The sequence below is a fragment of the Streptomyces aurantiacus genome (assembly GCF_001418335.1).
In the GTDB taxonomy this organism is placed as follows: domain Bacteria; phylum Actinomycetota; class Actinomycetes; order Streptomycetales; family Streptomycetaceae; genus Streptomyces; species Streptomyces aurantiacus.
This window is the reverse complement of record NZ_LIPP01000050.1, coordinates 1-18,472: the sequence shown is the minus strand read 5'-3', so window position 1 is coordinate 18,472 and position 18,472 is coordinate 1. Positions and strand designations below refer to the sequence as shown.

Annotated in this window: 16 protein-coding genes; 8 read left to right on the top strand and 8 right to left on the bottom strand. The window is 70.1% G+C overall.

What is annotated here, in order from left to right; all coding sequences use genetic code 11:
• The first annotated feature begins 118 nt into the window (after positions 1 to 118).
• The 3 genes from AOK01_RS07920 to AOK01_RS07910 all read left to right on the top strand — a co-directional run bounded on the left by AOK01_RS07920 (position 119) and on the right by AOK01_RS07910 (position 2,006).
• Positions 119 to 1,084: a zinc-binding dehydrogenase gene (locus AOK01_RS07920; RefSeq protein ID WP_055509890.1), complete on the top strand. Its 966-nt coding sequence runs from the start codon at positions 119 to 121 to the stop codon at positions 1,082 to 1,084.
• 68 nt (positions 1,085 to 1,152) lie between these two features.
• Positions 1,153 to 1,362 (top strand): helix-turn-helix domain-containing protein, encoded by a 210-nt coding sequence (locus tag AOK01_RS07915; RefSeq protein ID WP_055509887.1) that lies wholly within the window; start codon positions 1,153 to 1,155, stop codon positions 1,360 to 1,362.
• Entirely contained in the window at positions 1,362 to 2,006 is a 645-nt protein-coding gene (locus AOK01_RS07910; protein WP_055509885.1) for a Clp protease N-terminal domain-containing protein, read from the top strand. The genes AOK01_RS07915 and AOK01_RS07910 overlap by 1 nt, the downstream gene beginning before the upstream one ends.
• Positions 2,007 to 2,081: 75 nt before the next feature.
• On the opposite strand, the gene AOK01_RS07905 is transcribed toward AOK01_RS07910, so the two are convergent.
• The 3 genes from AOK01_RS07905 to AOK01_RS07895 all read right to left on the bottom strand — a co-directional run bounded on the left by AOK01_RS07905 (position 2,082) and on the right by AOK01_RS07895 (position 4,428).
• Positions 2,082 to 3,179, bottom strand: coding sequence for a helix-turn-helix transcriptional regulator (locus AOK01_RS07905; protein WP_055509883.1), 1,098 nt, complete (start codon positions 3,177 to 3,179; stop codon positions 2,082 to 2,084).
• Between the two features lies 1 nt (position 3,180).
• Positions 3,181 to 4,104, bottom strand: coding sequence for a DUF4097 family beta strand repeat-containing protein (locus AOK01_RS07900; protein WP_079103253.1), 924 nt, complete (start codon positions 4,102 to 4,104; stop codon positions 3,181 to 3,183).
• Between the two features lie 141 nt (positions 4,105 to 4,245).
• Positions 4,246 to 4,428, bottom strand: a complete 183-nt coding sequence (locus AOK01_RS07895; RefSeq protein ID WP_055509879.1) for a DUF6104 family protein — start codon at positions 4,426 to 4,428, stop codon at positions 4,246 to 4,248.
• A gap of 283 nt (positions 4,429 to 4,711) precedes the next feature.
• Here AOK01_RS07895 and AOK01_RS07890 point away from each other — a divergent pair, with 283 nt between their 5' ends.
• The 3 genes from AOK01_RS07890 to AOK01_RS07880 all read left to right on the top strand — a co-directional run bounded on the left by AOK01_RS07890 (position 4,712) and on the right by AOK01_RS07880 (position 6,961).
• On the top strand, positions 4,712 to 5,194 hold the full coding sequence (locus tag AOK01_RS07890) for a hypothetical protein (protein WP_055509877.1): 483 nt from the start codon (positions 4,712 to 4,714) through the stop codon (positions 5,192 to 5,194).
• 104 nt (positions 5,195 to 5,298) lie between these two features.
• The gene (locus AOK01_RS07885; protein WP_055509875.1) at positions 5,299 to 6,027 is read left to right on the top strand and encodes a hypothetical protein; all 729 of its coding nucleotides are present in this window, start codon (positions 5,299 to 5,301) and stop codon (positions 6,025 to 6,027) included.
• 19 nt (positions 6,028 to 6,046) lie between these two features.
• A complete protein-coding gene (locus tag AOK01_RS07880) occupies positions 6,047 to 6,961 on the top strand; it encodes a transporter substrate-binding domain-containing protein (RefSeq protein ID WP_245702161.1) in 915 nt (304 codons plus the stop codon).
• A 114-nt stretch (positions 6,962 to 7,075) separates the two neighbouring features.
• Here the strand turns inward: AOK01_RS07880 and AOK01_RS07875 are convergent, their stop codons facing one another.
• From AOK01_RS07875 to AOK01_RS07855, 5 genes are all read right to left on the bottom strand, one after another.
• On the bottom strand, positions 7,076 to 10,927 hold the full coding sequence (locus AOK01_RS07875; protein WP_055509873.1) for a multifunctional oxoglutarate decarboxylase/oxoglutarate dehydrogenase thiamine pyrophosphate-binding subunit/dihydrolipoyllysine-residue succinyltransferase subunit: 3,852 nt from the start codon (positions 10,925 to 10,927) through the stop codon (positions 7,076 to 7,078).
• Positions 10,928 to 11,234: 307 nt separating this feature from the next.
• On the bottom strand, positions 11,235 to 12,299 hold the full coding sequence (locus AOK01_RS07870) for a HAMP domain-containing sensor histidine kinase (RefSeq protein ID WP_055509871.1): 1,065 nt from the start codon (positions 12,297 to 12,299) through the stop codon (positions 11,235 to 11,237).
• A gap of 352 nt (positions 12,300 to 12,651) precedes the next feature.
• Positions 12,652 to 13,389 (bottom strand): response regulator transcription factor, encoded by a 738-nt coding sequence (locus AOK01_RS07865; RefSeq protein ID WP_055509869.1) that lies wholly within the window; start codon positions 13,387 to 13,389, stop codon positions 12,652 to 12,654.
• Positions 13,390 to 13,501: 112 nt separating this feature from the next.
• The gene (locus AOK01_RS07860; RefSeq protein ID WP_055509866.1) at positions 13,502 to 14,227 is read right to left on the bottom strand and encodes a spermine/spermidine synthase domain-containing protein; all 726 of its coding nucleotides are present in this window, start codon (positions 14,225 to 14,227) and stop codon (positions 13,502 to 13,504) included.
• Positions 14,228 to 14,383: 156 nt separating this feature from the next.
• A complete protein-coding gene (locus AOK01_RS07855) occupies positions 14,384 to 15,058 on the bottom strand; it encodes a GNAT family N-acetyltransferase (protein ID WP_055509865.1) in 675 nt (224 codons plus the stop codon).
• Positions 15,059 to 15,266: 208 nt separating this feature from the next.
• On the opposite strand from AOK01_RS07855, the gene lon reads away from it, so the two are divergent.
• Both lon and AOK01_RS07845 read left to right on the top strand, forming a co-directional pair.
• Positions 15,267 to 17,693: an endopeptidase La gene (gene lon / locus AOK01_RS07850; protein WP_055509863.1), complete on the top strand. Its 2,427-nt coding sequence runs from the start codon at positions 15,267 to 15,269 to the stop codon at positions 17,691 to 17,693.
• A 173-nt stretch (positions 17,694 to 17,866) separates the two neighbouring features.
• A complete protein-coding gene (locus tag AOK01_RS07845) occupies positions 17,867 to 18,358 on the top strand; it encodes a MarR family winged helix-turn-helix transcriptional regulator (RefSeq protein WP_055509892.1) in 492 nt (163 codons plus the stop codon).
• The last annotated feature ends 114 nt before the right edge of the window (positions 18,359 to 18,472 follow it).

Genomic DNA, 18,472 nt, shown 5'->3' with positions numbered 1-18,472 from the left:
AGCCCCCACCGGGCCGCAACCCTTCATGCCGACCGCCCCCGGCGCTGGGCCCGCTTCGGGACACGTTTCACAGACGGGCCTGCTTCCGCCGGAGGCACCCGCCGCCTAGGGTCGGGACATGTTTGCTGCCTACGCTGCTCGTATCGACCCCGACCAGCCCCTGAATGGCCTTGAATTGGGTGAGCGCCCCGCTCCCGAGGTCCGGGCCGGCTGGACGACCGTGAACGTCAAGGCCGCCTCCCTGAACCGTCACGACCTGTGGTCGCTGCGCGGAGTGGGCCTCGCAGAGAACAGACTGCCGATGATCCTGGGGTGCGACGCCGCAGGAATCGACGAGCACGGCAACGAGGTCGTACTCCACTCCGTCATCGGGCAGACGGGGCACGGGGTCGGGCCGAAGGAGCCGCGGTCCATCCTCACCGAGCGCTACCAGGGGACCTTCGCGGAACAGGTCTCCGTGCCCACGTGGAACGTCCTGCCCAAGCCCGCTGAACTCTCCTTCGAAGAGGCCGCCTGCCTGCCCACCGCATGGCTGACGGCGTACCGCATGCTCTTCACCAACGCGGGCGTACGGCCCGGTGACTCGGTTCTCGTCCAGGGCGCCGGAGGCGGGGTCGCCACGGCCGCGATCGTGCTCGGCAAGGCCGCGGGGCTTCGGGTCTTCGCCACCAGCCGGGACGAGGCGAAGCGCAAGCGCGCCCTCGAACTGGGCGCCGTCGAAGTCGTGGAGTCCGGCGCGCGGCTGCCGCAGCGCGTGGACGCCGTCATCGAGACGGTCGGCGCCGCCACCTGGTCCCACTCGGTCAAGTCCCTGAAGCCGGGCGGCACCCTGGTCATCTCCGGCGCCACGAGCGGAGACCGCCCCTCGCACGCCGAGCTGACCCGCATCTTCTTCCTCGAACTCAAGGTCGTCGGCTCCACGATGGGCAGCAAGGACGAGCTTGAGGACCTGCTGTCCTTCTGTGCCGTGACCGGCGTCCGCCCCGTCATCGACGAGGTCCTTCCGCTGGACCGGGCCCGCGAGGGCTTCGAGCGGATGGAGTCCGGTCAGCTCTTCGGCAAGGTCGTTCTCACCGCACCCTGACGCCGTTCGACCCTCAGTCGCGTCAACTGCGGTTGACGCGACTGAGGGTGTCAATCTAAGTTGACATCATGACCGAAGCAACGGATCTCGCCGCGCGCGCCGGCGACCGCGATCCGCGGATCGGGCTGCGGGCCGTCACCGCGTTGCGGCGGCTGCTGGAGCAGCTCGAAGCGGTGCAGGTACGCAGCGCGCGCAAGCAAGGCTGGTCGTGGCAGGAGATCGCCGCGGAACTGGGTGTCAGCAGGCAGGCCGTGCACAAGAAGTACGGGAGGCAGTGATGTTCGAACGGTTCACCAAGCACGCCCGCGCAGTGGTTCTCGGCGCGGTCGGCCATGCCGAGCGACTGGACGCGGAGGCGGTCGAGGAACAGCACATGCTGTTGGCGCTGCTCGACCGCGAGGCCAGCCGTGCGTCGTTCGCCCTGACGTCCCTCGGACTCGGAGGACGAAGGGAGTCCGTCGGCCGGGCACTGGCCGAGGCACGCCGTCGTGGCGGGCTCTCCCGTGCCGACACCGACGCCCTCTCGGGGCTGGGCATCGACGTCTCGGCGATCGTCTCGCGCGTCGAAGAGGCCCACGGCGAGGGTGCGTTGGCAGCCGTCCAGGGAAAGGGAAAGGCAAGGGGTGGCGGCAAGGACGGTGGCAAGGACGGCGGGCTTGGCCGGGACCGTGAGCGTGGCAGGGGATGGTGGTCCGCGTTCGTCGGTGGGCGCCGTCCCTTCTCCCCGGGCGCCAAGCAACTCCTCACCGACTCCCTGCGCATCGCCCTCGCCCAGCAGGACCGGCACGTCGGCGATGAGCACCTCCTCCTTGCTCTCGCCGCCCGCCCCGGCGTCCCCGCGGAGGTCCTGGCCGACCATGGGGTGACCTACGCGTCACTGCGGCGCGTGCTGTACGGCGGGGGAGAGGCGAAGGCGGGCTGAGGGGCCGCCCGCAGCCCGCAGCCCACAGCCCGCAGCGCAACCTGCGGCACGGACGAGCGGACGTTAGGCCGCCGCTCAGCCCTTGGGCGTCCGCAGTGCCGCTCCTATGCGTGCCGCCGCCGCCGACAAGTGGCGGCGGGCGTCGCGCAGTTGTTCTTCCGTCACCCCGTGATCGCGGGCCGCGTCGCGGACGTCGTCCCGGAAGCGGTCCAGCAGGCGGTCGAGGTCCCGGCCGGGGTCACCCGTGGAGTCCTCGTGGGCCCAGGAAGGCTCGTAACCGGCGGGGAAGTCCTCAGGGGTGTCCGTGTAGTCGGGATGGTGGTCGGGCTTGCCCGTCTCCGTCCCGGCACCCGTCCCCGCCCCCGTATGCGGCCGGCCGAAGCCGAAGTCCTTTCCGAGCCCCTTGCCGAAGTCCTTGCCGAAGTCGCCGAACTCCTTGGCGATCTCGGTGAGACCCTCCCGCACGCCCGTCGGCCAGTCGCCCCGGGTGAAGTGGTCCTGCACCTGGTCCTGGACGCGCTTGGCGATGCGCTGGAGCTCTTCCTGTGCCTGGGCCCGGACCCGCTCCTGGGCCTCCTTGGCCTGATGGCGAGCCCGCTGGGCCTCCTCGCGGGCCCGTCGGCTCTCGTCCTTGGCGCGCCGGGCCTGCTCCTTCCACTCCTGCTTGACGCGGCGCATCTCCTCCTTGGCGACGCGCCATGCCTCCTTGTCCCCGGGATCCGTGAAGCCGCCGTGGGCGCCCGCGCGGTCACCGCGGTCCTTGGCGCCGGCTCCCGTGGCACCTCGTCGCGCCTCGTTCGCCGCCGCCCGCATCTCGCGGCGCAGATCCCCCGCGGCACCGCGCACATCGGCACGGATCTCCGCGGCGAGTTCGGCGACCGACTCGCGGATCTCCAACTCCAGGTCGGCCAGCTCGCCGCTGCGGTCGGCCAGCTCGGCACGGCCCGCGTCCGTGATCGCGTACACCTTCCGGCCGCCCTCGGTGGTGTGGGTGACCAGGCCCTCGGTCTCCAGCTTGGACAGCCGGGGGTAGACGGTGCCTGCCGACGGTGCGTACAGCCCCTGGAACCGCTCCTCCAGGAGGCGGATCACCTCGTAACCGTGGCGCGGTGCTTCGTCGAGCAGCTTCAACAGGTAGAGCCGCAGGCGGCCATGGGCAAAGACGGGAGCCATGTCAGAGCCCCTTCTGGTGGGTCGGGCCGCCGGAGTCGGGAGATGTGGCGGAGTCGGCGCCGCTGACGCCGCCTGGCACCGCGTCCTTCGGCACCGCGTCGTCCCATGGCTCGTCCTCCGCCGGAGGCCTCCGCAGCAGCGCTATCGAACCGGAGACGGTGGTCGCCTTCAGGCGTCCGTTCCCCGCGCCGAGCCTGCCGGTGATCTTCTTGGCGCCCCACTGGCCGCGAACCCGGAGGTCCTCGAAGGCACTGGAGACGGGACCGCTCGCCGAGTCCACCGAGACCTCCGCGTCGGCCGGATGCGGCAGACGGACGGCGATCTCCCCCGAGATGCTGGTCAGGCTGATGTCGCTGGCCCGGCCGGCCGGATCGAGGTCGACGATCAAGGAGCCGCTGACCGAGTCGACCCGCACGGAGGGGCTGGAGCCGTCGATGACGGTCAGGTCGCCGGAGACGGAGTTGAGCCGGAGGTCGCCGGTGAGGGCCTGGGCCTCCACGTTCCCCGACACGGTGTCCGCGCGGACCGGGCCGGAGAGTCCCACGAGAGTGGTGTCGCCCGAGACACCCTTCACCACCGTTCGTCCGTCGATGCCGGAGATCATGGCGGTGGCGCTGACGACACCGACCTCGACGCGCGTGCCCACCGGCACGGCCAGGGAGATCACCGCGCTGCGGCGCCAACCCTTGAGGTCCAGCCATTTGAGGAAGTCCTTCCAGACCAGGTCCTCGTACGCGACCGTGAGTGTGCCGTTCTTCTGGGTCACGGTCAGCGGCGCTCCCTCGATCGAGGTCACTTCGAGGTGGGCGGAACCCTCGTCGACCCCCACCACGTTCACCGTTCCACTGGCGACGCGCACATGGAGAGCCGTCACCGGTTCGTCGAACGTGAGCTTCTTCGGCTCTGCGACGGACCACTCGGACATGGTGCGGACCTCCTCGGCAGGGGCGGACACGACACGCCATATCGCGTCTCCTGTAAGACACGATATATCGCGGATCCGCGAAGTCAAGACACCCGTTCAGGTGACCCTCTGCCGATCCCCTGCCGATCCCGGACTGATCCCCTACTCGTCCTCGTCCTCGTCGTCCAGCCGTGCCAGCCAGGTCGCCAGCCGTTCCACCGGCACCTCGAAGTCCGGATTGAGGTCGACGAACGTACGCAGCTGCTCGGCGAGCCACTCGAAAGTGACCTCTTCCTGGCCGCGCCGCTTCTCAAGTTCCTCGATACCGCGGTCAGTGAAGTACATGGTGGTCGCTCTCCTGCGTGTGTACCCGGTCGTTCTGCTCCGCACAGCCTACGAAACCGGTCGATGCCCACGGCAGGCCAATCCCGTGACTTAAGGTGTGCAACCGGCACAGCATGGGTAACTGCCCTTTCCCGAAATCCTGTTGGTCCGTGGTCCGTGGTCCGTGGTCCGTGGTCCGTGGTCCGTGGTCCGTGGTCCGTGGTCCTTGGTCCTTGTGTCTTTGATCCTTGTCCGGTCGTGCGGTCCTGTTTTTCCGCCGAGCGGCGCGAGACGGAGCGGTGAGATGTCCGAACTGATGACGGCCGCCGGTCAGTTGGTCCCCTATCTGAGCGCCGCCGCGGCGGCGATGGGGACGGCTGTGCTCGTGACGGCCAGGGACCGGCTCGCCGAGAGCGTGGTCCTGGGCGGCCGTACGTTCCTGGACGCCGCCCTGGGACGCCGGGGCGACGGTCTCGCGACGGAGGCGGAGGCGGAGGCGGAGGCGACAGAGGCGGCGGACGACGCCGGGCCGAGAGCGGCTCTGGCGCGGCTGTCACCGTCGGAGCGCGAGGCGCTGGAGGCGGCGGTCGGCCACTGGCTCGCGGGTGACGACCTGAGCGCGACCGCCCTCAAGGAGTGGATGGTGAAGGCCGCGGAGCTTCGGCCCGGCGGCGACACCCACGTGACGGCCAGCGGCCGGCACGCTGTGGCCGTCGGACAGATCCGGGGCGATCTCAACATCTCCTTCGGACCCGACTCCGCCCCCCGGACCCAGAGCGACAGATGACCACACCCGCCGACGGTGTCCGGGAGGGCGCCCGCCAAAGTACCCCTGACGGTTCCCCTGAAAGTGCCTCTGAAGGCGCCGTTGAAGGGGCCCGCGAGGGTGCCATGGAGGCGGGCCAGAACCCCGGCGTGCGCGCTCAGGGCAGATGGGTCACGGCCGTCGGCCAGGTGCTCGGCAACTTCGTCGTCAGCCTGGTCGTCGGCGACGCGCTGCAGAGCACCCTCGTCGGCGCCCGGAACTGGCGCCTGTGGAACTGGCCGCCGTTCGCCGTGGTCCTCGGTCTCGGCGGCGCCGCCCTGCTGCGTACCCCCGAGGGGCCGGGCGACCAGTTCCTCTGGCCGTATCTGCTGATCGGCACCGCCGGGCTGATCGCCCTCGTACGCGTGGCGGGCATACGGGGACCCGCCGGGGCCCAGGCCCTCGCCTCCGCGCTGTCCGTCGCCCTCGCCGTCGGCGGGACGGTGTGGGTGGAGCAGTTGCGCAGCCACGGGGAGGTCGATGTCACGGGTCTCACGACGGTCGCGCCGTCCCGTCCGCTGGTCGACGGGGAAAGGCTCGTGGTGGCCGTGGACGGCGGTCCGGTCCGTACGCATCTGCGTCTCGTCCTCGGAGTCGACGACGCGGTTCCGGACATGCAGTCCTGCACTCCGGAGACCAGTCTTGCCCTCCGGCTCGGCGGCGGTTCGAACACGGTCACGGGGGTCCGCTCGGGCCGGCCGGTCGACATGCCGCTGGGCGGGGCCCGGGACGGTCTCCGTGTCACCGTCACGGTCCACACCGATACCGGCTGCCGGATGAACGTGTTCGTCGTCGACGCCGTACTGCACGGCTGAGGGGTACAGGGGTACGCAATTGAGCTCGAAGACCCGCTCGAAGGCCCGCTCGAAGACCCGTGTGTACGTGGCAGTGGCCGCGTTCTGCGCCATCGTCCTGGTCGGCCTGACGCTTGCCGTCAGTTCCGGCTCCGGCTCGGAGGACCAGGACGACACGTTCCTCGGCAAGGAACGGATCAGCGTCGGCATGCACAACGACCTGCCCGGCATCTCCTACGAGGAGAACTACCGCCGGTCGGGCCTCGACCAGCTGGTGTTCGAGCAGATCAGGGAAGGGCTGCACATCAAGTCCGCCTCGCCGTCCAACGTGTCCTCCGAGGGACGCATCCCGGCGCTGGAGAAGGGCGAGGTCGACATGGTGATCGCCGCCTTCTCCATCACGCCCGACCGTATGAAGGAGATCGACTTCGTGGGGCCGTACGCCACCACACGGCAGGGATTCCTGGTCGGACCCAAGTCGACCGTGCGCGAGCTGAAGGACTTCAAGGGCGGGGCCGTCTGCTCCTGGGAGGGCACCACCTCCGTGGCGACGCTTGAGGAGTTCCGGCGCGAGGGCATCGAGATCAAGACCCTCGTCGACGCCTCCGACTGCATCGACGCGCTCAAGAGCGGAGAGGTACAGGCGGTCTCGACGGACCAGCTGATCCTCTACGGCTTTGCGCGCCACCATGCGAAGGACGGGCTGCGGGTCGTCCCCGGCGTCACCATCGGGGCCCCGCAGCACTACGGGATCGGGTTGCCGAAGGGGCACCGGGCGGACTGCCTCAGGCTGCGCGAATTCGTGAAGCGGTATGTCGAGAGCAGCGACTGGATCAGGGACATGGAGACGTCGCTGCCGGACGTCCCCGCCGCGGAACCCGGCTGGATCAGCGACTACAAGCCGAGCGACGAGTCCATCGACGCACGCTCCTGCCGGGACGAGCCGAGCGCCTGACCCTCACGGGCCGCGCGGGGAACGCCGGAGGGCCGGTCCGCGACAGTCATGCACGACTGTCGCGAACCGGCCCTCCGGTTCACTCGAACGAGGACCGCTCGGACCCGGTACGGGTCAGGCGTCGAACACCTCGTGGACGAGCTGCTCCTGCTCGGCCTGGTGGCGCTTGGCGGAGCCCACCGCCGGGGACGAGCCCGCCGGACGCGAGATGCGCCGCAGCCGCTCCCCGTGGGGGACGTCCGCGCCGACCGCCAGGTCCAGGTGGTCGATCAGGTTGAGCGCGATGAACGGCCACGCGCCCTGGTTCGCCGGCTCCTCCTGGGCCCACAGGTATTTCTCGGCGTTCGGGTACTTGGCGATCTCCGCCTGGAGCTCGGCACCCGGCAGCGGGTACAGGCGCTCGATGCGGATGACGGCCGTGTCCGTGATGCCGCGCTTCTTACGCTCACCGTCGAGGTCGTAGTAGACCTTGCCCGCCGTGAAGACGACCTTCTTCACCGCCGCCGGGTCGACCGAGTCGTCACCGATGACCGGACGGAAGCCGCCTGTCGTGAACTCCTCCGCCTTCGACGCCGCCGCCTTCAGGCGGAGCATCGACTTCGGGGTGAAGACCACCAGCGGCTTGTGGTGCGGGTTGTGCACCTGCCACCGCAGGAGGTGGAAGTAGTTCGACGGGAGCGTCGGCATGGCGACCGTCATGTTGTTCTGCGCGCACATCTGGAGGAACCGCTCCGGGCGCGCGGACGAGTGGTCCGGGCCCTGGCCCTCGTAGCCGTGCGGGAGGAGCAGCGTGACGCCGGACGTCTGGCCCCACTTCTGCTCCGCCGACGAGATGAACTCGTCCACCACCGTCTGGGCGCCGTTGACGAAGTCGCCGAACTGGGCCTCCCACATCACGAGGGACTCGGGACGCGCCAGCGAGTAGCCGTACTCGAAGCCCATCGCCGCGTACTCGCTGAGCAGCGAGTCGTAGCAGTTGTAGCGGGCCTGGTCCTCCGAGAGGTACTGCAGCGGGGTGAAGTCCTCGGCCGTCGCCCGGTCGATGAGCACCGCGTGGCGCTGGCCGAACGTGCCCCGCCTGGAGTCCTGGCCCGAGAGGCGCACCGGGGTGCCCTCCAGGAGCAGGGAGCCGATCGCGAGCGTCTCGCCCATGCCCCAGTCGATCGTGCCGTCCTCGACCATCGCCGCGCGGCGCTGCAGCTGGGGCAGCAGACGCGGGTGGACGGTGACCCGCTCGGGGATGTTGACCTGGGACTCGGCGATCCGCTTGACGACCTCCTGGGAGACGGCCGTGGTGACCGCCACCGGGAACTCGGGCTTCACGTCCGGGACATGGGCCTCGGACGGCGCGGACGCCGCCTCGCGGACCTCGGTGAAGACCTTCTCCAGCTGGCCCTGGTAGTCCTGCAGCGCCTGCTCGGCCTCTTCCAGGGTGATGTCGCCCCGGCCGATCAGCGACTCGGTGTAGAGCTTGCGCACCGAGCGCTTCTTGTCGATCAGGTCGTACATCAGCGGCTGGGTGAACGCCGGGTTGTCGGACTCGTTGTGACCGCGGCGGCGGTAGCAGATGAGGTCGATCACCACGTCCTTGTTGAACGCCTGGCGGAACTCGAAGGCGAGCCGCGCGACGCGCACCACGGCCTCCGGGTCGTCGCCGTTCACGTGGAAGATCGGGGCCTCGATCATGCGGGCCACGTCGGTCGCGTACATGGACGAACGCGAGGACTCGGGCGCCGCGGTGAAGCCGACCTGGTTGTTGATGACCACGTGGACCGTGCCGCCGGTGCGGTAGCCGCGCAGCTGCGACATGTTCAGGGTCTCGGCCACCACGCCCTGGCCCGCGAAGGCCGCGTCACCGTGCAGGGCGACGGGGAGGACGGTGAAGTCCGTGCCGCCCTTGTTGATGATGTCCTGCTTGGCGCGGGCGACGCCCTCCAGGATCGGGTCGACCGCCTCCAGGTGCGAGGGGTTGGCGGCCAGCGAGACCTTGATCTGCTCGCCGTCCAGGCCGGTGAAGACACCCTCGGCGCCCAGGTGGTACTTGACGTCGCCGGAGCCGTGCATCGACTTCGGGTCGAGGTTGCCCTCGAACTCCCGGAAGATCTGCGCGTACGACTTGCCGACGATGTTCGCGAGGACGTTCAGTCGGCCGCGGTGGGCCATGCCGATGACGACCTCGTCCAGGCGCGACTCGGCGGCGGAGTCGAGCACCGCGTCGAGCAGCGGGATGACGGACTCGCCGCCCTCCAGGGAGAAGCGCTTCTGGCCGACGTACTTCGTCTGCAGGAAGGTCTCGAAGGCTTCCGCCGCGTTCAGCCGGCGCAGGATGCGCAGCTGCTCCTCGCGCTCCGGCTTGCTGTGCGGGCGCTCGATGCGGTCCTGGATCCACTTGCGCTGCTTCGGGTCCTGGATGTGCATGAACTCGACGCCGGTGGTGCGGCAGTACGAGTCGCGCAGCACACCGAGGATGTCGCGCAGCTTCATCAGGGACTTGCCCGCGAAACCGCCGACCGCGAACTCGCGCTCCAGGTCCCACAGGGTGAGCCCGTGCTCGGTGATGTCCAGGTCGGGGTGCTTGCGCTGGCGGTACTCCAGCGGGTCGGTGTCGGCCATGACGTGGCCGCGGACCCGGTAGGAGTGGATCAGCTCGAAGACCCGGGCGGCCTTCGTGACGTCGTCGTCGTGCGAGGCGTCGATGTCCTTGAGCCAGCGGACCGGCTCGTACGGAATGCGCAGGGCCTCGAAGATCTCGTCGTAGAAGCCGTTCTCACCGAGGAGGTAGTTCGCGACGATGCGGAGGAACTCGCCGGACGCGGCGCCCTGGATGACCCGGTGATCGTAGGTCGACGTGAGCGTCATGACCTTCGCGATGCCGAGCTTGTTCAGGGTGTCCTGGGACGTGCCCTGGAACTCCGCCGGGTAGTCCATCGAGCCGACGCCCATGATGACCGACTGTCCGGGCATCAGACGCGGGACCGAGTGGACGGTGCCGAGGCCGCCCGGGTTGGTCAGCGAGACCGTGACACCGGTGAAGTCGTCCATCGTCAGCTTGCCGTCACGGGCCCGGCGGACGATGTCCTCGTAGGCCTGCCAGAACTCGAAGAAGTTCAGCGTCTCGGCCTTCTTGATGCCCGCGACGACCAGCTGGCGGTCGCCGTTGGGCTTCACCAGGTCGATGGCGAGGCCGAAGTTGACGTGCTCCGGCTTGACCAGGGTCGGCTTGCCGTCCTTCTCCGTGAAGGAGTAGTTCATCGACGGCATGGCCTTGATGGCCTGCACCATCGCGTAGCCGATGAGGTGGGTGAAGGAGATCTTCCCGCCCCTGGCACGCTTCAGGTGGTTGTTGATGACGATGCGGTTGTCGAAGAGCAGCTTCACGGGGAGCGCGCGCACGGACGTGGCCGTGGGCACCTCGACGGAGGCGTTCATGTTCTTCACGACCGCGGCGCTCGGGCCGCGCAGCGTCACGTACTGAGGCCCGGCCGGGGACGCGGTGGCCTCGGCGGCCGGGGCGGCCTGGGACGCGGGTGCGGCCTTGGCGGCGGCCGGCCTGGCCGCCGCGGGCTTCGCCGGTGCGGCAGCCGCGGGCTTGGCGACCGCGGGTGCGGCCTGGGCGGCCGGGGCCGCCTTGACCGGAGCGACCGGAGCCGGGGCCGGCGCGGCCTGCGCCTGGGCCGGGGGTGCGGCAGGGGCGGCCGGAGCCGCCGGAGCTGCCTTCGGTGGGGCGGTGGTTCCCGCGGCCCCCGCGGCCGCGGCACCTGCCGGAGCCGAGGCGGCCACGCCGCCCGGCTTGTAGTCGGCGAAGAAGTCCCACCAGGCTCGGTCTACCGAATTCGGGTCCTGGAGGTACTGCTGATAGATCTCGTCGACGAGCCACTCGTTGGGACCGAACGCGGCGGCAGGGTTCTTCCCGGCTTGGTCCTCGGTCGAGACGCTCGATGAGTTACTGGGGGACTGTGGCGACACGGCGGCAACCGCCCTCTTCCGCTTCACAAGGTGATGGACAGCGGGAATAAAGGCTACGCCCCCCGGACCGCGTAGGTCAGTCCGGGCCTGGTCATCGTCGCGTAAGTCACATCGAAACCCGTGTTTCGGTGATGGAAATGGCGGGAAACAAGCGGGGTTGCGATGTGGGGCCGACGCGTCTACTCAAGGCCGCGGCCCCGAAAGGCCGGGCCTCCGTGCCAGGAACGCACGACAAACGCACGACGGACGCACGATGACACGTGTCCTGCTGCCCCATCACGTGGATCTTGGGCTCTCGCCTCGAACCCTACGTCAACCTGTCCAGCGAGGGCACTCCCGGAAGGGTGACCCGGATGCGGCAACCGCGCTGGGATTCGGCCACGCCGATCCGGCCACCGTGCAGATCGACCGCCCAGCGGGCGATCGCGAGCCCCAGGCCCGTACCGCCGTCACTGCCCGGACCGTGCGGCGCGACGACCCCGCCGCGGTTGAACCGCTCGAAGACCCGGTACCACTCCGAGGGCGGGATGCCGGGGCCGTCGTCCAGGACTTCGAGGTCCAGGGACTCGGGGCCGTCGCCGCGGCGGGCCTTCACCGTGACGCGGCCGTGCGGCGGGCTGTGCTTGACGGCGTTGTCGATGAGGTTGGCGACGACCTGGTGGATCCGCTCCGGGTCCGCGTGCGCGGTCAGCTCGGGCGGTGACACGTCGAGGTGCAGATGGACGTCCGTGCGGGTGTGGCTGCCGGAGCCCGAGGCGATGCCCGCGCGCGCGGAGGCCACCATGTTCGTCTCCTTCAGCACACCGGAGAGGTACGGCCACACCTCGAAGCGGCGCTTGCGCAGCGGTACGACGCCGTTGTCCAGGCGCGAGAGGTCGAGCAGCGTCTCCACAAGCCGGCCCAGCCGCTCCGTCTGCTTCAGGGCCGTGCGCATCGTCTCGGGGTCGGCGGCGGACACGCCGTCCACCACGTTCTCCAGGACCGCCCGCAGGCCCGCGATGGGGGTGCGCAGCTCGTGCGAGACGTTCGCCACGAGCTCCTTGCGCTGCCGCTCCTGGGCCTCCAGGTCGTCGGCCATGCGGTTGATCGTCTGGGCCAGGTCGCCCAGTTCGTCGCGGCGGTCGGCGCCCCTGACCCGGCGGGTGTAGTCGCCGTGCGAGATGCCCCGCGCCACGGTGTTCATCTCGTCCAGCGGAGCGGTGATCGAGTGCGCCACGAACTGGGTGATCAGCAATGTCGCGATCATCGAGAAGACCGTGATGAAGCGCAGCTCCGTCTCGGTGCGTACCGCGATCATCAGCAGACCGGTGGTGATGAAGACCGCGACGACGACCAGCGTGCCGAGTTTCGTCTTGATCGAGAAGGGCCGCATGTCACCCCAGGAGCCGGCACCGGACGGACTGGACGGGCCGGGCGTCGTACCGGTGACAGAGGCCGAGACTGCGCCTGCTCCTGTACTTGCCCCTGCCCCTGCCCCTGTCCCTGCCCCTGTCCCCGTTTCGGCCCTTGCCCTTGCTCCGGCTTCCGGAGCGGTACCTGGGACCTGCCCGGGACCAAGAGCCGTACCCGGGACCCGGCCGGAGGCCGATCCGGTGATCAGCCCCGCGCCCGCCCTGACGCGCTTGCGCAGTACGCCGAGACCTCTCATCACATCAGCCCCTCGATCAGAGTGCCCGACTCCGAAGTGCCCGACTCCGAAGTGCCCGACTCCAGGGTGTTGGACTCTAGGGTGTCGGGGTCTCCAGCGCGTAGCCCACGCCGTGCACCGTACGGATCCGCTCGGCGCCGATCTTCCGGCGCAGCGCCTTGATGTGGCTGTCCACGGTCCGGGTGCCGGAGGCGTCCGCCCAGTCCCACACCTCGGCCAGCAGCTGCTCGCGCGAGAGGACCGCGCGCGGCGTGTTCGCCAGGCAGACCAGCAGGTCGAACTCGGTGGGCGTGAGATGTACGTCCTCTGAGCGAACCCGTACCCGGCGCTGTGCGTGGTCGATCTCCAGCTCGCCGAGACGCAGGATGCCGGAGCGCGGAGTGGACGCGGCCAGCGCGGCCCGCTCCACCCTGCGTAGCAGAACGTGCACGCGCGCGGCGAGTTCACGCATGGAGAAAGGCTTCGTCATGTAGTCGTCGGCGCCCACGCCGAGCCCGACCAGCATGTCCGTCTCGTCGTCGCGGGCGGTGAGCATCATCACCGGCACCGGACGGGCCGCCTGTACCCGGCGGCAGACCTCCAGGCCGTCGAAGCCCGGCAGCATGATGTCGAGAATCAGCAGGTCGGGCTGCCATGCCTCGGCTGTGTCCACGGCGGCCGGCCCGTCACCCGCTGTTTGCACGAGGAATCCCTCGGCGCGCAGCCGGGCGGCGATGGCGTCCACGATCGTCGGATCGTCCTCGACCACCAGCACCCGGCGCTGAGCGCCCGGCGTGGCCGCCGTGCCGTTGTGCGAGGTGTGTGTCTGCTCCATCGCCCGCCCCTGAGTGTGCTTTCCGGAACCAGTGGGGTGATCCCATGACTGCGCTTGACGCTTGAATGATCCGCGTCAGAGCAGCAGGGTACGGGCAGTGACCGCCGCTCGGCTATCCAGGTCTTACCGCGAGATGCACCACGTCCGGAACGCCCCGGGCAACGGGGATCTCTTCGGTACGCACCTGCTGGAACCCGGCATTCCGCAAGGTTCTTGCGAAATCAGGCGAAGGTTTGGCCGACCAAACAGCCAGTACCCCGCCCGGCCTCAACACCCGTGCGCACGCGGTGAGTCCGGCCTCCGAGTAGAGGCTTTCGTTGCCCTGCGTGACGGTCCACTCGGGTCCGTTGTCGATGTCGAGGCACAGGGCGTCGTACGTGTCGGATGTCTCATTGACGTACGTGACGAGATCGACCTCGATGATCGCGGTGCGCGGGTCGGCGAGCGCGTCGGCGGACAGTTCGGCGAGCGGCCCCGACCGGTGCCAGTCGATGATCGCCTGCTCCCGCTCGGCGACGGTGATACGGCCCCAGCGTGGCTCGGCGGCGGCGTGGGCGAGGGAGAAGCCGACGCCGAGCCCGCCGATCAGGACCTCCGGCCCGGTGCGCCCGTCGAGCCCGGCCGGTCCGTCCGGCCTGTTCAGCGCGCCGAGCGCGGCGTCGACCAGCCGCCTCTCCGAGCGGCCGTCGGAGGTGTCCATGAGGAAACAGCCGTTGGCGATGATTTGCAGTAGCCCGCCGTGCCGGCGCAGCACGACCTCGCCGTACGGCCCCTCGCGCCGGTCGATGACCTCGGGGCTGTCGTGGGAGTCGTGGGAAGCGTCGTACGCGGTGGTCATGGGCCCATCCTGGCAAGTCCGCCCCGTCCGGGCAGCGAATTCGAGCCGGACCGCCCTCACCCCTCACCCCTTGCCGCTCACGTCTCGGTCCTCAGCCCCTCAGTCCTCAACTCCAGGACGGTGCCGGGGACCCCGTAGGAGCGGCATGGGGGACGTTCAGTCCCTGCCGGGGCGTTTTGTCTGTGCGCGCCCCGTACACCTCGCGCTCGTCAGCCTCGCCTCCACGTGCCAGCCCAGTGACTCGTACAGAGACCGCCCCTCCGGTGTCCCTGCCAGAACACCGGTCTCGGCGCCCTGGGCGACCGCCGCGTGCGCGAGGGTGCCCATGACGAAGCGGCCCAGGCCTCTGCGTCGGTGCGCGGGTGCCGTCTCGATCTGGTCGGCGACCGCCGTGGCCCCGGTCGGGGCGATCTGCCCGCGCGCGGCCAGCGCTCCGTCCGCGTCGGCGAGCAGTACGCGGGTGACGCCGCCCCGGGACCAGACGCGCAACCGGTAGCCGTCCGGCACGGGCGGAGCCGGGTCGCCGGTGAGGGGCGTCGACATCAGGTAGCCGGGCTCGGGGTCGATCCACCAGTCGTCCCCGAGCCAGGGCGTGACGCGGTCGGGCTCCGCGAAGACCTTGAGCCACACTCCGGCGCCGGTCACCGCGTCCGCCACCTCGCGGACCGTGTCCTCCTCGACCTGGTCCTCCGTCGCGCCCAGCACGTGCCGGGTGACGTGCTGGGCCTGGCCCATGTCCATCGTGTAGCCCCAGGCCTCGACCACCGGTGGCGCCGCCCCGCGCGAGACGACCCAGCCGTCCACCCAGGCCCGCACGGTCCCATTCGCCACAACCCGCTCCCGCCGTCCGTCCGGCACCACTCGCGTACATGAAGTAATAGATCAAGTGGGCATCCGGTCATTACTACTCCGGACCATACGAGCTGGTCGGACCGGTTCGACAGGGCTGATCGCTCACAGCGAACAGTGCCGGGGGAACAATCAAGGGCTCACGTGCATTGAGTCGGCATAGCTCAACTTGAATGCCGAAGGGGAGATCATGACTTTGACGTCCGAACCGCTCACTCTGCCCGTGCTGCCGCTCGACGACGAGGTCGTGCTGCCCGGCATGGTGGTGCCGCTCGACCTCAACGACGCCGATGTACGCGCCGCGGTGGAGGCCGCGCAGGCCGCCGCGCGTTCCAGTGGGGACAGCAAGCCCCGGGTGCTGCTTGTTCCGCGGATCGACGGCACCTACGCGAACACCGGAGTGCTCGGCACGGTCGAGCAGGTGGGACGCCTCGCCGACGGCGACCCCGGCGCCCTGATCCGCGGTCGCGGCAGGGTACGGGTCGGCGCCGGTACGACCGGGCCCGGCGCGGCCCTGTGGGTGGAGGGCGCCGAGGTCGAGGAGACCGTGCCCGACCCGCTGCCCGGCGCCGTGACCGAGCTGGTCAAGGAGTACAAGGCGCTGGCCACCAGCTGGCTGAAGAAGCGCGCCGCCTGGCAGGTCGTGGACCGGGTCCAGCAGATCGACGACGTGTCCACGCTCGCCGACAACTCCGGCTACTCGCCGTTCCTGACGACCGCCCAGAAGGTCGAGCTCCTGGAGACCACCGATCCGGTGGCCCGGCTGAAGCTCGCCACCGAGCAGCTGCGCGAGCACCTCGCCGAGCAGGACGTCGCCGAGTCCATCGCCAAGGACGTACAGGAAGGCGTGGACAAGCAGCAGCGCGAGTTCCTGCTGCGGCGGCAGCTGGAAGCCGTGCGCAAGGAACTGCGCGAGCTGAACGGCGAGGCGGAGGGCGAGGAGTCCGACGACTACCGGGTGCGCGTCGAGTCCGCCGACCTCCCCGAGAAGGTCCGTGAGGCCGCGCTCAAGGAGGTCGAGAAACTGGAGCGCTCCAGCGACCAGTCGCCCGAGGGCTCCTGGATCCGTACCTGGCTCGACACCGTGCTGGAACTCCCGTGGAACGAACGCACCGACGACAGCGCCGCCGGGTACGACATCCGGGGTGCCAGGGCAGTCCTCGACGCCGAGCACGCCGGTCTCGACGACGTGAAGGAGCGGATCACCGAGTACCTGGCGGTCCGCAAGCGGCGCAACGACCGAGGTCTTGGCGTGGTGGGCGGCCGTCGCGGCGGCGCCGTGCTCGCGCTCGTGGGGCCGCCCGGCGTCGGCAAGACCTCGCTCGGCGAGTCCGTCGCCCACGCCATGGGCCGCAAGTTCGTCCGGGTCGCCCTCGGCGGCGTACGGGACGAGGCGGAGATCCGCGGCCACCGGCGTACGTACGTCGGCGCGCTGCCCGGCCGGATCGTGCGGGCGATCAAGGAGGCCGGGTCCATGAACCCGGTGGTCCTGCTCGACGAGATCGACAAGGTCGGCTCCGACTTCCGGGGCGATCCGGCGGCGGCCCTGCTCGAAGTCCTCGACCCGGCCCAGAACCACACCTTCCGGGACCACTACCTGGAGGTCGAGCTCGACCTGAGCGACGTGGTGTTCCTGGCCACGGCCAACGTGCTTGAGGCCATCCCGGAGGCGCTGCTCGACCGCATGGAACTGGTGCGGCTCGACGGGTACACCGAGGACGAGAAGGTCGTCATCGCACGGGACCACCTGCTCCCGCGCCAGCTGGAGCGGGCCGGTCTGGAGACGGCCGAGGTCACGCTGGACGAGAGCGCGCTGCGCGGTCTCGCGGGCGAGTACACCCGGGAGGCGGGCGTACGGAACCTGGAGCGGGCGGTCGCACGGCTGCTCCGCAAGATCGCCGCACAGCACGAACTCGGCGAGCGGGAGCTCCCGTTCACGGTCGGCGCGGACGATCTGCGTGCACTGATCGGCCGGCCGCACCACGTGCCCGAGTCCGCCCAGGACCCGGCCGAGCGTCGCACCGCGGTGCCCGGGGTGGCGACCGGTCTCGCGGTCACCGGCGCGGGCGGTGACGTCCTCTTCGTGGAGGCGTCGCTTGCCGACCCGGAGACGGGCGCGGCGGGTCTGACCCTCACCGGTCAGCTGGGCGACGTGATGAAGGAGTCGGCGCAGATCGCGCTGTCCTTCCTCCGCTCCCACGGTGCCGAACTGGAACTGCCGGTCGCTGACCTCAAGGACCGGGGCGTGCACATCCACTTCCCGGCGGGCGCGGTACCGAAGGACGGTCCGAGCGCCGGCGTCACGATGACGACGGCCCTCGCCTCGCTCCTGTCGGGACGCCTGGTCCGTACGGACGTGGCCATGACCGGCGAGGTCTCGCTCACCGGCCGGGTGCTTCCGATCGGCGGCGTGAAGCAGAAGCTGCTCGCCGCGCACCGGGCGGGGGTCACCACGGTGATCATCCCGAAGCGCAACGAGCCCGACCTGGACGACGTCCCGGCCGAGGTCCTGGAGAAGCTCGACGTCCACGCGGTGACGGACGTCCGCCAGGTCCTGGAACTGGCGCTCGCGCCGGCGACGAACGGCGCGGCGACGGAGGTTCCGGTGGCGGCGTGACGGACGTCACCGGTCAAGGAAGGCCCGGGTCCCTCTTCGCGAGGGGCCCGGGCCTTTGTCACAAGGCCCGGGGCTGCCGGTGGCCGGGTCCTGCGAAATACTGGCCGAGCTGCGGCAATGGCGGTCTTTGGCGGAAACTTTCAGGATCGAGAAACCGGGTCATGGGTGCTGACGTGCACGAGGGCGGAAACAGCGAGGGGCACCGGACGCGAACCGGTGCCCCGGAAAGTGTCGTGGACCACGAGTTCCTTGCCCTGGAGCGCGAGCTGACCGTTCTGTTGCGGCGGGCCCGGGCCTCCTCCGGGGAGATGGTCCGCGAGGTCCATCCCGACCTGGAGTCCTCCGCGTACGGCCTTCTCGTACGCCTGGAGGAGTGCGGCCGGCAGCGGGCCACCGAGCTGGCCGCGTACATCGGTGTCGGCAAGGCGACGATGTCGCGGCAGCTGCGGGCGCTGGAGGAACTCGGGCTCGTCGCCCGCGAGCCCGATCCCGCGGACGGGCGGGCCTGGCTCGTCCATCTCACGGAGGTGGGGCGGGAGCGGTTCCGGCGGGTGCGGGACGCTCGGCGGGCGCGGTATGTGCGGGAGCTTGCCAGCTGGGAGCGGCGGGAAGTGGCTGAGCTGGCGCGGTTGTTGCACCGGCTCAACCGGGGTGTGGAGGGTTGAGCTCGGATTGTCGTGTGCGGGTGGGCGGGGGCTGGGCGCGCAGTTCCCCGCGCCCCTCAGGGGTGCGGTCCTGACGGGTGCGGGCGGTCATAGTTCCGCGTAGACCACCGTTGC

Bases quoted from the DNA above. Each gene is read 5' to 3' on its own strand.
- lon (WP_055509863.1), top strand. From the start codon at position 15,267: ATGACTTTGACGTCCGAACCGCTCACTCTGCCCGTGCTGCCGCTCGAC.
- AOK01_RS07870 (WP_055509871.1), bottom strand. From the start codon at position 12,299: ATGCGGCCCTTCTCGATCAAGACGAAACTCGGCACGCTGGTCGTCGTC.
- AOK01_RS07910 (WP_055509885.1), top strand. From the start codon at position 1,362: ATGTTCGAACGGTTCACCAAGCACGCCCGCGCAGTGGTTCTCGGCGCG.
- AOK01_RS07915 (WP_055509887.1), top strand. From the start codon at position 1,153: ATGACCGAAGCAACGGATCTCGCCGCGCGCGCCGGCGACCGCGATCCG.
- AOK01_RS07920 (WP_055509890.1), top strand. From the start codon at position 119: ATGTTTGCTGCCTACGCTGCTCGTATCGACCCCGACCAGCCCCTGAAT.
- AOK01_RS07865 (WP_055509869.1), bottom strand. From the start codon at position 13,389: ATGGAGCAGACACACACCTCGCACAACGGCACGGCGGCCACGCCGGGC.
- AOK01_RS07905 (WP_055509883.1), bottom strand. From the start codon at position 3,179: ATGGCTCCCGTCTTTGCCCATGGCCGCCTGCGGCTCTACCTGTTGAAG.
- AOK01_RS07900 (WP_079103253.1), bottom strand. From the start codon at position 4,104: ATGTCCGAGTGGTCCGTCGCAGAGCCGAAGAAGCTCACGTTCGACGAA.
- AOK01_RS07895 (WP_055509879.1), bottom strand. From the start codon at position 4,428: ATGTACTTCACTGACCGCGGTATCGAGGAACTTGAGAAGCGGCGCGGC.
- AOK01_RS07860 (WP_055509866.1), bottom strand. From the start codon at position 14,227: ATGACCACCGCGTACGACGCTTCCCACGACTCCCACGACAGCCCCGAG.
- AOK01_RS07885 (WP_055509875.1), top strand. From the start codon at position 5,299: ATGGAGGCGGGCCAGAACCCCGGCGTGCGCGCTCAGGGCAGATGGGTC.
- AOK01_RS07890 (WP_055509877.1), top strand. From the start codon at position 4,712: ATGTCCGAACTGATGACGGCCGCCGGTCAGTTGGTCCCCTATCTGAGC.